The organism is Caballeronia sp. GAFFF2 (genome assembly GCF_023631485.1).
Classification (GTDB): Bacteria; Pseudomonadota; Gammaproteobacteria; order Burkholderiales; family Burkholderiaceae; genus Caballeronia.
This window is the reverse complement of sequence record NZ_JALQDA010000047.1, coordinates 1-14,717: the sequence shown is the minus strand read 5'-3', so window position 1 is coordinate 14,717 and position 14,717 is coordinate 1. Positions and strand designations below refer to the sequence as shown.

Genomic DNA, 14,717 nt, shown 5'->3' with positions numbered 1-14,717 from the left:
GGTCACATGGAAGATCTCGCGTTCACCTACGAAAAGATCACGTGGACCTACGAGCCGGACGGCATCGAAGCCGAAGATTCCTGGCTTGCTCCGAAGGCCTGACCTTGAAGCTTGTGCGCCGTGGATGTCCCACGGCACGCGTTCGTGAACCATCCCGCCAACTGCCGCCATGACTTCGCTTTCCGCACGACTCGCCAATAATCAGCGCTTCAGCTTCGTTTCCGACGCTTACGCTGCCGACACGTTCTCGGTGGTGCGCATGCACGGACGTGAAGCCATCTCGCAGTTGTTCCGCTTCGAAGTGACGCTCGTTTCGGACGATGCCGCCATCGACCTCACGAAGATGTTGCAGAACAACGCGACCTTCGAGATAGGCGCGCCCGACGATCCTTCGCGCACGACGCCTTACTCCGGCATGCTCGCCGAGTTCGATCAGTTGCATCACGCGGGCGGCTATACGTTTTATCGGGCGGTGCTGATGCCGCGTGCATGGCGGCTCACGCTCACGCGCACTTGCGAGGTTTATCTGAACGAGCAGACCATCCCGCAGATTCTGGGCGGCGTGCTGCGCGACGCGCAGCTTACGGGCAGCGCCGTCGATCTCAAACTCACGGGCGATTACCGTCCGCGCAGCTATGTCTGTCAGTTCCAGGAGAGCCACTTCGAATTCATGTCGCGCTGGCTGGAGAAGGAAGGCATGTATTACTACTTCGCGCAGAGCGGCGAGGCGGACACGCTCACGATCGTCGATGACCGCGCCATGCACGCTGCCGATGCGCTGCCCGTGAACTATCGTCCCGCCGACGAACTCGATACCGGTGTCGCGCCGGATTCGGTGCAGAGCTTTATGTGCCGCACGAAGCCGCTGCCCGCGAAGGTGGTGCTGCAAGACTACAACTACCGCAAGGCATCGTTGCCGTTGGTGGTCGAGGCGGCCGTATCCGCGCAAGGCTTCGGCGAAGCGATGTTCTACGGCGACAACTTCCGCGACGCCGACGAAGGCGCGCGCTACGCCAATCTGCGCGCAGAGGAAATTCTTTGCGGCGGCGTGCGCTTTCATGGCCAGGGCACGGCCGTGGGAATGCGCAGCGGCTATTTCATGCAGTTGTCGCATCACTATCGCGACGACTTCAACGGCCGCTATCTCGTGACCGAGATCACGCACGAAGGCTCGCAGGCGGGCGCGCTGCTCGCGGGCATCAAGACGCCCTTCAGCGCGAGCAGTGAAGCGCGCGAAGAGATCATCTATCGCAATTCGTTTTCAGCGATCAGCGCCGATGTGCAGTATCGCGCCCCGCGCACGACGGTGCGGCCGCATATCGCGGGCACGCTGACCGGCACCGTCGATGCCGAAGGCAGCGGCGACTACGCCGAACTCGACGCATACGGCCAGTACACCGTGCAGTTGCCCTTCGATCGCACCGACAAGGCGGCGGCGAAAGGCTCGGCGCGCGTGCGCATGGCGACGCCCTATTCCGGCGATGGCCACGGCATGCACTTCCCGTTGTTGAAGGGCGCGGAAGTGCTGCTCGCGTTCATCGACGGCGATCCGGACCAGCCGGTGATCGTCGGGACGGTGCCGAATTCGGTGAATTCGAATGTGGTGAATCAGATCAACCCGGCGCAGAACCGTATCGCCACCAGCGGCGGCAATCAACTGCTGATGAACGACACGCAGGGCAGCCAGTCGATGTGGATGTATTCCCCCGACGGCAGCACGCACATGATTATCGGCAGTATCTGAGACTGACAGGTAGAAGAACATGAGCATCCTGACCTACACGCTCGGCAACAACAACAATCTCACCTTCGGCAGCGCCTCCAAGGTAACCGCTGGTCTGTCGAACAGCGTCACGATCGGCGCGACCAATTCCGTTTCGGTCGGCACCACCACGAGCCTTTTCGCGGGCGGCACGGTGTCCGCATCGGTAAGCGGCAACGTGAGCTGGAACTATTCCGGCGCGCTCAGCATGTCGGGCGGCAAGACCATCTCGCTCACCGAATCGAGCACCACGCAGGCGAAGGACTCGGTGCAGCTCACCGGAGGCTGCGACCCCGCCGCCACGCTCGCATGGGGCGCAGCCGAAGCCGCGCTCACCAACGTCAAGCTCGCGCTCGGCGGACTACTCGCCACCAACGTGGCGATCGGCGCGACCTCGGCGGGCCTTGCCGCCCCGACGGGCGGGGCGGCCGCAACCACGCCGCAGGACTTTGACAACAACAAGATGATGCTGGACTCCGCGCTGGCCACGTCGACCATCGCGTTCGGCGCGAACGTCGGCTTCGGCGTGCTCATCGGCGTGTTGATGAAGCGCGTGGCCGATGCGCTCGACAAGGTCAAGCAGATCAGCACGCTCAAGCTCGACGCCAACGGCTGCAATCTGTCCAGTTCGTTCTCGGACATGCCTTTGCCCGCCATCAACAAGGCCTCGCTCTCCATGCCGACGGGCTATGCGAGCCTCGGCCGCACCAAGGGTTCGGCACTCAGCGCAGGACTCTCCGCCGTGTATCTGCAGGATAGTTCGACCGCGCTGACGTTTCAGTCCGGCGTGGCGAGTCCGGGCATGCTGACGGCGAGTTCGTCCGCCACCGTGAAGGTGGACAAGAACAGCGTCACGCTCGGGACCACCGGCATTCCCGCGGTCATTCAGGACGGCAGCGCGCCGACCCTCGATACGAGCGGGCCATCGTTCGTCATCTCCAACGGCGCGCAGGCAAGCATCGTCGGATCGCTCGGCACGTCCAGTCCCACCGATAGCTTCAAGCTGTCGGAGGCCTCGTTCCTCGTCAGCGTAGGCGCGGCCCCGGCCAAGAGTTCGCTGTCGCTCGCCGCCACCGGCACGGGTTTGTCGTACCAGGGGCCAGCGGGCACGCAAGGTCTCGTCGCGGACGATCGCGGCGTCTACATCACCGGTCCCGCGACGACGCAGTTCTCCGCCAGCGAAACCGGCATCGCCATTGCCGGCCCGCTCATCAAGCTCGGCTGAACCGGAACCCGCCATGAAAATCGTCAAACCGGACAACCTCGCGGTGTTGCATCGAACCCTGCGTTTCGAGCGGCGCGATCTGCTTGCGATTGGACTGCTTGCGATGTTCCCGCTGGATCGGCGCGGCGTCGCTCATCTCGATAGCGAAAGCGCGTTGTGGCAGTCGAGCGCCCTCGCACTGGGCAACGACGCCTTGCTCGATGCAGGCTTTCCCAAGCCGCGCGGCGAATGGCTCGCATATGGTGCGGCTTTCGCGCCCGGCCCACAGCCCGCGACGCTTCTGGCGACTACGGTGCAGATTGGCGGCGCGCAAAAGGAGTTGTATGTCTCGGGTGACCGCTACTTCGAAGCATTGGGCATCTCGAAGCCCGAGCCATTTCTGCGCATGCCGATGGACGCATCGCGCGCTTACGGCGGTCCCGCTTTTGCGGCCAATCCGCTGGGACGCGGCGCGGCGCCAGTGACGTTGCCCTCGGGTGCGACGCGCCAGCCCTTGCCAAACGTGGAAGCACCGGGCCGGCTGATCGCGCAGTCCGGCGATGTCCGCGATCCCGCCGGATACTGGGCGAAAACCGCAAGCGCGCCACGGCGGGCGGCGTTTCTCGGCGCATTCGACGATCAATGGCTCGCCGCCACGTTTCCGCATCTTCCGGCAGGCACGCAGACCGACTACTTCTGCACCGCGCCCGCCGACCAGCGTATCGACGGCTTCTGGATCGGCGACGAGCGCATCGCCGTGCGAAACATGCATCCTTCCGAAGCGCTTCTGGAGGGTCAGTTGCCGGGGCTGCGCGCGCGCTGCTTCGTCAACCGGCTTTCGGCGGACGGCGCGCATTTCGAGGAATGCGCGGCGCGTGCGGAAACCGTGTGGCTCTTTCCGGAGAGTCAGCGGGGCGTGATTCTGTATCGCGCGGTGGCCGCCATCGCCGATGAAGACGCCGACGATGTCACGCACGTAGTGGCCGCATGGGAAGCGATGAGCGATGCGCCCGCGCCGCTCGCCACCTACCACGCGTGGATGCTGGCGGAAAGCGCGCCACAGGACGTTGCCGCGCCACAAGCCGATACCGCGCAGCAAGCGCCGTCGCCCGCGCCCGCAGAAACGCCTGCGAGCGGGCTGGTTGCCGCGCCGGCCGCCGTGCCTGCCGAGATCCCCGGCCTCGCCGAACTTGAAAAGCTCGGTGCGGAACTCGAAGCACAGTCTCAGGCGCTGATGAAACAGCATGGTTTGAGCGCGAAGGATATCGAACCGTACTTGCCGCCCGAACCGGTCGCGGCGCAAGCGAAGTCATCGACGGGAGGTTTTGACAGTCTCATGAAGGAAGTCGAAACCATGACGAGCGATGTCATGAAGCAGCACGGACTGACGGCGCAAGAAGTGGAGCAAGCCGTCGCCGCCGCGCGCAAGACTCCGGAGCCGAGCGTGACCACCGATATCCGCGCACTCGGCGACGAAGTACGTGCAGCGCATGCGCAAATGCAGGCGAAGCTGGCGCAAAGCGGCAAGAGCTTCGAGCAGCTTGCGGCGCAGTCGAACGACGCGCAAACCGCCGCCGCCATCCGCGATGCGGCGAGCCTCGACATCGATGCCTTCGTCACCAGCCTCGATGCGCTCACGGCCGTTTTGCCCTCAGCCGCCACGACGGCGCCGCAAGCGCCTCAAATGCCACAGACGCCGCCGGACGCGCCCGCCATCGCAGCGCGTCTCACGCGTGAAGACGTGCTCGCGCGTGTGGCCGCCGGTGAATCGCTGGCAGGGCTCGATCTGAGCGAGCTCGATCTCTCGAACGCGCCGCTCGAACGCGCCGATTTTCGCGGCGCGCTGCTCGACGGCGCGCGTCTCTACGGCAGCCGTCTGGCGGGCGCGGACTTCAGCAAAGCAACGCTCGCCGAAGCCGATTTCAGCGATGCCGATTTGCGTGGCGCATCGCTCGCCGGTGCGAGTGCGCGCGGCGCGCTCTTCAAGGCGGCGCGTCTCGATGACGCCTCACTCGAAGCCGGCGATTTCTCGGCAGCCGATTTCAGCGCGGCATCGCTTGCAGGTTCGAACTGCGGCCATGCCCAATTCAACGCGGCCAACATGACGGGCTTGCGCGCCGTGGCCTGCGGCGCGCCCAAAGCGACGTTCGAAGGCTGCACGCTGTCCGGCGCCGATTTCACCGATGCCAGCCTCGCCCACGCAAGCCTCGATGGCGCGGCGCTCGACGGCGCATCGTTCGTCAATATCGACGGCGAAGGATTGCGTCTCTATGCGGTCCGCGCGGCGGGCGCGCGCTTCGACCAGGCGAATCTCGCTGGCTCGCGCTCCGGCCTCGCCGCCGATGTGAGCGGCGCAAGTCTGGCGCGAGCGAATCTGGCGGCGGCATCGTGGATCGGCATCGACATGAGCCGCGCGATCTTCGACGGCAGTTTCATGGAGCGCGCCAACTTCAGCGGCGCGAAGGCAGCGGGCGCGCGCTTTGTCGGCGTGCAGGCGAAGTCGGCGCAATTCGCCAAGGCCGATCTCACGCATGCCGATTTGAGCCGCGCGAACCTCATGAACGCGACGCTGCGGCGCGCGCAACTCGAAGGCGCTCAGTGCGTGCGCAGCAATCTCTACGGCGCGCAGTGCTATGGCTCGAACATCGGCCGGGCGAATCTGGAAGGCGCGAACATCGACCGCACGCTGCTCGCGATTCCGGGCCGCGCGGAAGCGGAGCATTGAGAGACGATCATGTCGGATTCCTTTAACTTTGATCCGTACGGCCGCTCGGTTAGCCCGGATGGCTCCGATCAATCCGCTCTCGACGCCGCCAGCCTCACGCCTGGCGCGCGCCTCGCCGATCTGGACCTCGCGGGTAGTGATCTGCGCGGCCGCGATCTGCAAGACGTCATCTTCGAGCGTATCGATCTGCGCGGCGTCGATCTGTCGGGTGCGAATCTCGCGCGCGCCACAGTACGCGGCTGCGATCTGTCGATGGCGAAACTCGACGGCGTCATCCTCGACGGCTCGCAGTGGTCCGGCAGCACGCTTGCCGGCGGGAGCATCTTAGAGGCGCGCGGCCATACCGCGACCTTCATGCAGACGGTGCTGACTGGCGCCAACCTGCAAGGCGCGCAGTTCGAACAAAGCGTGTTCGACCGCTGCGATCTCTCTGCGGCAAGCTTCGCGAGCGCGCGCCTTTTTCGTTGCGATGCCACCGGCTGCGTCTTCGATGCATGCGACTTCAGCCGCGCCGATCTCACGCGCTTCACCGCGCTTGCGGGCAAGCTCGCGCAGGCCGTCTTCGCCGACACCAGCTTGCGGCAGGCGTTTTTCACCAACGCCGATCTCACCGGGCAACGCTTTCCTGGCTGCGATCTCACGCTTTGCCAGTTTGCCGGCGCGCAACTCGTCAAGGCCGACTTCGGGCGTAGCCGTCTCACGCAGACGCGCTTCGACAAAGCCGTGCTCGGCGGCGCGAGCTTCGCGGGCGCGCACGGCGAACAAGTGCGCTTTTCCGGCGCACAGATGGATGGCGCGGACCTCACGGGCGCGCAATTCGTGATCGCCGATTTCAGCGCGGCGCGCATGACCGGCGCACGTTGCGACGGCACGCGCTTCGTGCAGGCCAACCTGAGCGGCGCGAGCCTGCAACGCGCGACGTTGACGGGCGCGCTATTCATCGATTGCGATTGCTCGCACGTCGATCTCAGCGAAGCCGATTGCGCACGCGCCGACTTCGGCAATGCCGATTTCCACGCACTGATCGACGAGCGCACTCACTGGGGCAACGCGGCGCGCGAACGCACGCGGCCGACCGACTTGCTACGCCTGCGCGCCGAAACATGGCAAGGCTGAATACTCATTCGATCGATACACGGACGAACATCATGGACCACGCATCCCTTTCATCGAACACTGTGCAAGCGAACGCGGGCCTCTGCACCGCCATCGTCACTGGCCGCGCTGACAAGTGGCTGTTTCTCGATGGCTTTATCGAACGCGCGTTACGTGCCGAGAGCTGTCTGCTCGAACCCGAAACCGGCGATCTCGTGCTCGTCTGCCCCGCGCTTCCCGCACTCGCTGCGCTGCCGGATGCGGCGGGCAAGGCCGCATCCATGTGCGTGCCGTATGTGCTTGCCGTGCTGACGCGCGCGCCATCGGCCATGGCCACGGCCACGCTGACCTTGCCCGGCGGCGCACGCTTGAATACCGCCGATGGCGAACTGCGCGTGCATGCGGCGCGAATCGCGCTGGATGGTAGCGAATGCGTGAGCGCACGGACGCGCGCACTCAGCTTCGAAAGCGTCACAACCGAACTCGTCACGCAGCAGGCCACGACACGCATCGGCGTGCTGGATGCGGGCATCGGCCGCATGACGATGGCGGCGAAGTCGCTGGTATCGACGATTGGAAGGCTCTTGCAGCGCTCCCAGGAAAGCACGCGCTGGGTCGAAGGCACCGATGAACTGCGCACGGGCAGTGCGCGCTGGCGCGTAGAAGGCCACGCCCACTTCCACACGCGCCATACGACGATGCAGTCCGACGAGATGACGCGCATCGACGGCTCGAAGATCGAGCTGGGCTGAACCGAACACTGGAACACGCGGAGAAAACATCATGTTTGCAGTGACCATAGGCGGCGGGCAGTTGATGGCCGAACCCGATGTCTGTCAGACGCCGACACCGGCTGGCCCGGTGCCCACGCCATACCCAAATATAGCGATGCCCACGATGGGCACCCCGCCTGCCGAGACCGTATTGATAGGCGGCTCGCCCGCGCTCAACTTGAGCGCCGAGATCCCGATGACCAATGGCGATCAGGGCGGCGTGGCGGGCGGCGTCAGTTCCGGAATGATTATGGGACCGGCGAAGTTCACCCAGGGAAGCGAGAAAGTGATGATCGCCGGCAGTCCTGCCGTGCGCCTCACCACGCCCACCTCGCAGAACCAGAACAACGCGATGGGGGCCGTGCTTGCGCCGAGTCAGACCGTCGTGATGATTATGAGTTGAGAGGGCGTCGGCTTCTTATCGTTCTCTTTTATCGACCGCATCGGCATTGTTTTAGCCAACCATAACAAGATCATGTTCAAACGCACTTTCGCCTTGCTTCTCACCGCCTGCGCCACGCTTCCCGCAACCGCGCAACAACCCGCCGACGATAGCGCCGCGATCCGTCAAGTCGTCGATACCTACCTGCAGCCGCTGCTTACTTCGCATCAGGCGGCGGGCGCGATAGTCGGCGTGTCGCTGCGCGGCAAGCGCTACTACTACGCATACGGCACGGCCAATGACGACGGCTCGCCGTTTACTGCCGATACCATCGTCGAGATAGGCTCGTGCACGAAGGTCTTCACGACGACCTTGTTCGCGCTCGCCGCCGCTCGGCATCAGATCGAGCCGGATGCGCCGATGCAGCGCTACATGCCCAACGGCGTCACCCTGCAACCCGCCGCGCAGAACGTCACGCCGCTGCAACTCGCCGACTTCAGCTCGGGCATGCCCGACAATCCGCCCGACGCGCCGCGTGATCTGCGTTATCGCGGCATCGACCATTACACGTCGGCGGATTTCTTTCGCTGGGTGTCGTCGTGGTCACCGGACGGACCGCTGCCACGCCCTTATGAATACTCGAATGCGGGCATCGGCGTGCTCGGTGCGATGCTTGCGAATGCGACGGGGCGTGCGTGGAACGAACAGCTATCGGCGGACATTCTGCAGCCGCTCGGGATGACGAGTTCGTTCGTGGGCCCGGTCGATGTACCGGGACGCACGGCCGAGGGCCATTTGCGCAACGGCCAGCGCGCGCCGCAATGGCCGCTCTACGCGTGGTACGCGGCGGGCGCGATGCGCTCCACCGCCGCCGACATGCTGCGCTTCGGTGAAGCGAATCTCGGGCATAGCGAGATCGACGGGCATCCCGTCTCCGCCGAGTTGATCGCCGCCATGCGCGATGCACAGAAGCCGCGATATACCTTGCCCAATGGCGTGGCGCAGCAAGGCATGGCGTGGGTGACGAACAATGGCAACGGATCGCCGGGATTGCATCCGGAGATTTTGAAAAACGGCGGGACGGCCGGGTTCAGTTCAGTGATCGTCGTGAACCCGTTCAAGGACGCGGCGATTTTTATCGCGGTCAATCAGAACGATACGCCGCCCGCGCCGGTGGCTGTGGCGATTGGGCGGCATTTGCGGTGAGGGGTCGAGGGGACCTACCCCCTCACTCCGCCACCCCCACCCGCTCACACGTCGGCAACCCGCCCTTCGGCACCTGTGTACACCTCAACCGATACCGGCCATTCGCCAGGGCATGGTCCGACGCCAGCACGATCTGCCCCATCACCTTCGACGTAGCCTTAGTGGCCTCCGACGGACGCTGCCTGATGACGAGATCAGCCAGTTCCGGATTCACCCGCGCCGCTTCCGCACCGATGATCCGCCGCACATTCGACACGTTCGACCGATACCAGCCGAAGAACGGGCGATAAGCCGGTCCCGCATGTGGCTGTCGATAATCATGTAAGGATCGAGGCTGGTCAGCGCGGCCTGCACATCGTCGTTCTTCAGGATATACGCGAGGTCGCCGCCAAGGCGCGAACCCGGCTCGCCGATATGCGCCGGATCGTAACGCCAGCCTTCCGGACCATTGCGCAGTTCGGACCACTTCTTGCCCGTCCACGTCACGACATGCGACAAGCCAATGGTCGTGTTCGCCGTCAGGGTCGTACCTTCGTTTGCCATTGGAGCATTCTCGGATGACTCGGAGTGGCGGAAAGTCAAATTCATCGTCGCTCATGGTCTGCGTCCGCAATGTGGGTTGCGGACGCAATCGTCGCTCTTAACGCCCCTCGAAGAAAGGTGTGCTCGTATTAGCGCTTACAACAATTGGATCGAGGACTACTACAATCGAGAACGCCTGCACACCTCTATCGATTCTGCACTCCAGTCGAGTACGAGGCTAGGTTGATCGCTGCATGATTTGCTTTACGTGGAAACGAGGCAGGGTCATTGCCGACGGTGTTCTTTAAGTTATACATTTTGAAAGCGTAAGAGGCATTCGTTCTTAGACGGCATTCATTTTTGTCGAACATGGCGGTTCGAGGTAGCAATCCCTCGTGCAGTCAAAACGCCGAAAGCGGTGCCAAAAAGAGCCCGCCACCGAGGGCGGGCGAAACTACTGAGAGACAGCAGCCGAGGCGCTGCATCTTCCTATCAACGGCACCAACATTCCAAACTTGAGCAGCTCGTTTTACAAGTTTCAACGGATCGGCTTCAACCTGAACGAGACGCCACGTTCAGACAGCGAAAGCGCCGACGATTGGCCAACCCGTCGCTGACAATGTCCATTGACCAGCTCTGGTTCGGTCCCGTTGGCACCGGCAGCGGTTTGCGCTACCGCCGAAGTCAATGCACTCGCATACTCGCGGACTAATGTGTCAAAATCGAGCAGAGCTTCATGCGCTTGACAATGCACAGCGCCAACTATAGGGCGGTGGACCACGCAAATAAGCCGAAATGTTATGGTAGAACATCCAGACGAGGGTAGTTTAGCCGACTGACAAGACATGCTGTCGGAGCAGAAGAGAACCCGCTATTTTGCTAATATTTTTGCCGCCTCCTCCAGTACCTTTGCGGCTCTAGGCGACGAGTGAGCAACGTAATTAGCCCTCATCTTAAGCTGCGCGATTAGCTTTGGACGGTTGTAGGTTTGGCCTCCACTTTTCCACGGGTCTAAGTGCTTTATAGCGTTTTCAGCAAGAATGGCGATGAGCTCGAAGACATCTTCGCCATTCTCGCCTTTTGCGGCGAGCCGTTGAAACTCAGCGATGTAAAACTTCAATGCGCTGTTTTCGCGTTCGCTCGTCATTACTTCTCCAATAATGCAACAGCACAGGCTGACTTTCCAGACGAGAGCGCAATCGCGATGCCTACGCAACTGTTCGGCCGGCAGCTATACATGTGATGCGACGGCTATGCTATGAACTGAAAAAGCTTCGCGAAGGAACTTAAGCTATCGTAAAGATTTTTCTAGACAAGGATGAACAATCCACGTGGAGATTGCTACTCACGCACTCAGTGATTGTTGAGCGCCGCGATGAATGACGCCCGCGAGATGGAGGCGGGCGTACATCCGTCCTACGTCAGACATCCATTACGGCTTCGACCTATCGTTGGCCGCGTCCTTAAGATCTTCTTTAGCGTCGCCTACATCTTTGCGCACTTCGCCTGCTGCTTGCTGTGCGTCGCCTTTCGCTTCCTGGGCTGGATCATTCGTCATTTTTCCAATGCCCTCATTGATTTTGCCCTTCACCTTCTCCCCCACTCCCTTGACTTGGTCTTCATTCATGGCATCGCTCCTTTTCGCCGGCAACATGCGGGCATCCACTCTTAGCAAGGAAAGTGCCTCCTACTTTTCACTTTCGAGCTTCAACGAGGATTTCCGCGATGTCGTTACCGCCTAAATTAAGCACATGATACTTCTCCCAGAAGCGGTCCGCCATTCTCCATAACGCGTCCGGCTAACATCATGCAGTCGACTTTAAAGGCGCTAGCTGCAAAATTCTGGCTAGGAGTTAATTAAATTTATATCTGAATCGATAAGTTGAATTGGATGGCGGGCCCGGTCAATGCCGAATATATCAAAAGGCGCCTACGACATGAACGTTACAATCACAGCACATGAATCGTCAGTGCGGGTGATCCGGAATGCCACGGATTCCGGTTGTGCGCGGACGCGCGTGTTTTGGGCTCAAGTTTGGGAGTTCCACAGGATTGGCGCCATAATGCACGCGATTGTTGCAAACCTTGCCGCCGTGTACGACGACTGTTGAACTTCATTAATTTTTCTAACAAGGTGCGCTATTCTGCTAACGGGAGGATTTGACAAAACCGCTGATTGGACTGCCAAACTCGGACTCATCGAGTGAACCAACCTCAATACGACCCGCGTAACATTTCACTGGGTAATGCTCGCTAATTCAGCTAATACCCTTTAGTGGTCCATTAATCTTACTAACGTAAGCTAAAGAGCAATTCGGTTTATCTTGCCCAAGAGCGGTGAGAACCAGCCGCAAAGAGATCCTGTCGCCAGCGCGGTCCAGCCGCGCGAGCGGAGTTCCAAGGCAAGAAATGACCGCTTGGGTATTCGTGCTGAGATCATCGACGAGGTGTTCACAACCTACCTTCCTAACCAAAGCGGATGGGCTAGTTGCTGCGGGACGGAACACGCTCGCCCGGCAGCGTACTGGTACACCTTGAGGCCGGCATGTCGCCCCTTGCGAGGTACACCGAACAACACTCGAGCATTTTTCAGCAGCAATCGCGCGACTATCACGAGACATGGATCGGTTGCTTATCCTGGTGAGCGAATCGGGAAGAACCTCCAAATCGCGCGACCTCCGTGTATTAGCAGAATTAGTGCACCCAGTAGCAGAATAAAGCACTTCAACACGTGTATTCGCGATGTAGGCGCAACTTCGCAGTCAGCGACGCCCTTCGTAACAGCATAGATATCGCCCTTGGCCGGCAGCGCATGTTTTCTGGTATGACGTTCCTTAGTGAAAGAACGATACGGCATCCGTAAGTTTTCGACCCTGCCCATCCAACGACTGCGCAGCAGCGGCTGCTTCTTCGACGAGGGCTGCATTCTGTTGCGTCACGAAATCCATCTGCGTAATGGCAAGATTGACTTGCTCGATACCTTTACTCTGTTCGGACGAAGCACTGGCGATCTCCCCCATGATGTCGGTGACGCGTCTCACGGCGTGCGTGAGTTCGGTCATGGTCACGCCGGCGTCGTTCGCATGGTCGGCGCCATCAGCGATTTGTGCGACAGACGTCGTAATGAGATCCTTGATCTCTTTCGCGGCGGTCGAAGAACGCTGTGCGAGCGTTCTTACCTCACCTGCTACGACTGCAAAGCCGCGGCCTTGCTCACCTGCGCGAGCCGCTTCGACGGCCGCGTTGAGGGCCAAAATGTTGGTTTGAAACGCAATGCCCTCGATGATGCTAGTGATAGCAGAGATTTGCGACGAGCTCGAGCTGATGGCACTCATCGTTTGAACCACTTGGTCAACGGCCTGATTGCCCTTATGCGCTATGTCTGATGCGTGTGCGGCAAGCGAACTGGCCTGCTGCGCATTTTCAGCGTTTTGCTTCACCGTCGTGGTCAGTTCATCCATGCTGGACGCGGTTTGCTGAAGCGCCGATGCTTGCTGTTCAGTGCGGGAGGACAAGTCGATGTTACCCGTGGCGATTTCACTCGAACCGGAGGCGATGTTGTCCGCCGCTGACCTGACCTCACCAATCATTCTGACGAGGCTACCCTGCATGGTATGCATGGAAGACAGCACGCTGCCATCGACTGTTTTATGAGCGCCGTCGATCGCGTGTAAGTTGCCCTTCGCAACCCGTTGCGCGATAGTAGCAAGCACGCCAGGCTCGGCGCCCAGCGCGCGCAGGATACTAACGGTGATGATCGCACCCGCAAAAATTGCGATCGACAAAGTCGCAATGGAGAGTACTACCAGCAGATTACGCTGATGCTCGAATCGAATCTGCGCCTCGTTGACCATCTCTACCGCGCGCGCATGGGTTGCGTCGGTGTAGGCGTTGGTAGCGCGTTTCAAATCTGCCAAGAGCGGACGACATTTGTTGTTGATAGCAGCAATGGCGGCCTCACGTTGACCGTCCATGGCAAGTCGGACAATCTCAAGAGCGACGGGCCGGTAGAGCCCCTCGATGCGAGGAATTTCAGTGGCGAGCTCATGAGCTTGCGCAGGCATATCTGTAGCGCCAGCAACCATCCGATTGAATTCGGCGAGACGAACCTCGATTGTCTGCTCTGCCTTCAGGACAGCCTGGTGCTCAAGCTCAATGTCCGCAGGTGTCGTGACAAGCGCTAGATTGCGTACTGCCTCTGCGCGGTCATCGACTGCGGCGCGGATGGCCGTGGCCATTTCCGCGCGAGCATTGATGCCGTTGATAAATCCCTCGAATCGCGCGTTTGCATCGTTAAGCGAGCTTAGGGCCATACCAGCGATCACAAGAACGATCAGACTCAGAGTTCCGAATGACGCGGCCAGCTTTGCCTTGACCGTCCAAGTTTCTTTTTTCATTTTTTTCCAAAATGCATGAGTGGAGAACAAGGGTCATTCGGCACGAAAGCACCCTGCACTATCTGCTGGCTTAACGGCGATAAACGAAGTTTCTTGAGAGAGGCGTCGTCATCCTGTGACGGCGTCTTTTTATTATTGGAAAAGGGACATCCTGTCGGAAAGAAATACTGCCAAGAAAACACTCAACTACGCAAACTTCGCGTTTTCAGTATCAGCTTCAGAAAGTATCGGTCGTTAAGCATATTCGGGTACAGCCGCGGGCCGTATTGCGAGAAAGTGGCAAATAACCACCTATATTAAGTATTTTCCCTGAGAGAAAGATGGTCCACAATCTAAGCGTCAAAAGTAAGCTGGCATACGTGTTCTCGGTTCTGACTGTCATGGTGGTCTGTATTTCGATCAACTCCATTTACGCGCTCAATCAGTCACGACAAGCATTCGAGTCTTATTTAGAAGTGTTAATGCGCGCGCAAACGTTGCCGCACAACTACGCGCGGCGGTCGACCGACGCGCCATCGCCGCGCGCAATATTGTGTTAGTCAACACCGCGTCTGATCTTGCACTGGAGAAGACGGATGTCGTCGCGGCCCATTCCGACGTTCAGGCACATCTGACGGAACTCAAGCGGCTGGTTGCGAGACCCGATGCATC

At 60.7% G+C, this 14,717-nt stretch carries 11 protein-coding genes and 1 pseudogene; 8 read left to right on the top strand and 4 right to left on the bottom strand.

The window, feature by feature from the left end:
- The 8 genes and pseudogenes from NCT04_RS31835 to NCT04_RS31800 form a co-directional block, all read left to right on the top strand.
- Positions 1 to 102 (top strand): annotated as a pseudogene (locus NCT04_RS31835) (type VI secretion system tube protein Hcp); the annotation flags it as partial.
- Positions 103 to 169: 67 nt separating this feature from the next.
- Entirely contained in the window at positions 170 to 1,744 is a 1,575-nt protein-coding gene (locus NCT04_RS31830) for a type VI secretion system Vgr family protein (protein ID WP_250469829.1), read from the top strand.
- A 19-nt stretch (positions 1,745 to 1,763) separates the two neighbouring features.
- Entirely contained in the window at positions 1,764 to 2,987 is a 1,224-nt protein-coding gene (locus tag NCT04_RS31825) for a hypothetical protein (RefSeq protein ID WP_250469828.1), read from the top strand.
- A gap of 13 nt (positions 2,988 to 3,000) precedes the next feature.
- A complete protein-coding gene (locus tag NCT04_RS31820) occupies positions 3,001 to 5,691 on the top strand; it encodes a DUF2169 family type VI secretion system accessory protein (RefSeq protein ID WP_250469827.1) in 2,691 nt (896 codons plus the stop codon).
- 9 nt (positions 5,692 to 5,700) lie between these two features.
- The gene (locus NCT04_RS31815) at positions 5,701 to 6,807 is read left to right on the top strand and encodes a pentapeptide repeat-containing protein (protein ID WP_250469826.1); all 1,107 of its coding nucleotides are present in this window, start codon (positions 5,701 to 5,703) and stop codon (positions 6,805 to 6,807) included.
- A 32-nt stretch (positions 6,808 to 6,839) separates the two neighbouring features.
- The gene (locus tag NCT04_RS31810; protein WP_250469825.1) at positions 6,840 to 7,538 is read left to right on the top strand and encodes a DUF3540 domain-containing protein; all 699 of its coding nucleotides are present in this window, start codon (positions 6,840 to 6,842) and stop codon (positions 7,536 to 7,538) included.
- A 31-nt stretch (positions 7,539 to 7,569) separates the two neighbouring features.
- The gene (locus NCT04_RS31805) at positions 7,570 to 7,962 is read left to right on the top strand and encodes a DUF4150 domain-containing protein (RefSeq protein WP_250469824.1); all 393 of its coding nucleotides are present in this window, start codon (positions 7,570 to 7,572) and stop codon (positions 7,960 to 7,962) included.
- Positions 7,963 to 8,034: 72 nt separating this feature from the next.
- Positions 8,035 to 9,147, top strand: a complete 1,113-nt coding sequence (locus NCT04_RS31800; protein ID WP_250469823.1) for a serine hydrolase domain-containing protein — start codon at positions 8,035 to 8,037, stop codon at positions 9,145 to 9,147.
- Positions 9,148 to 9,357: 210 nt separating this feature from the next.
- Here NCT04_RS31800 and NCT04_RS34915 read toward each other — a convergent pair whose 3' ends face one another.
- From NCT04_RS34915 to NCT04_RS31780, 4 genes are all read right to left on the bottom strand, one after another.
- Positions 9,358 to 9,690 carry a hypothetical protein gene (locus tag NCT04_RS34915; protein ID WP_502800447.1) on the bottom strand — a complete coding sequence of 111 codons (333 nt, stop codon included), beginning with the start codon at positions 9,688 to 9,690 and terminating at the stop codon, positions 9,358 to 9,360.
- Positions 9,691 to 10,540: 850 nt separating this feature from the next.
- Entirely contained in the window at positions 10,541 to 10,816 is a 276-nt protein-coding gene (locus NCT04_RS31790) for a hypothetical protein (protein ID WP_250469822.1), read from the bottom strand.
- Between the two features lie 285 nt (positions 10,817 to 11,101).
- Positions 11,102 to 11,296, bottom strand: coding sequence for a CsbD family protein (locus NCT04_RS31785; RefSeq protein WP_250469821.1), 195 nt, complete (start codon positions 11,294 to 11,296; stop codon positions 11,102 to 11,104).
- Positions 11,297 to 12,503: 1,207 nt separating this feature from the next.
- Positions 12,504 to 14,066, bottom strand: coding sequence for a methyl-accepting chemotaxis protein (locus NCT04_RS31780; RefSeq protein ID WP_250469820.1), 1,563 nt, complete (start codon positions 14,064 to 14,066; stop codon positions 12,504 to 12,506).
- Between the last annotated feature and the right edge of the window lie 651 nt (positions 14,067 to 14,717).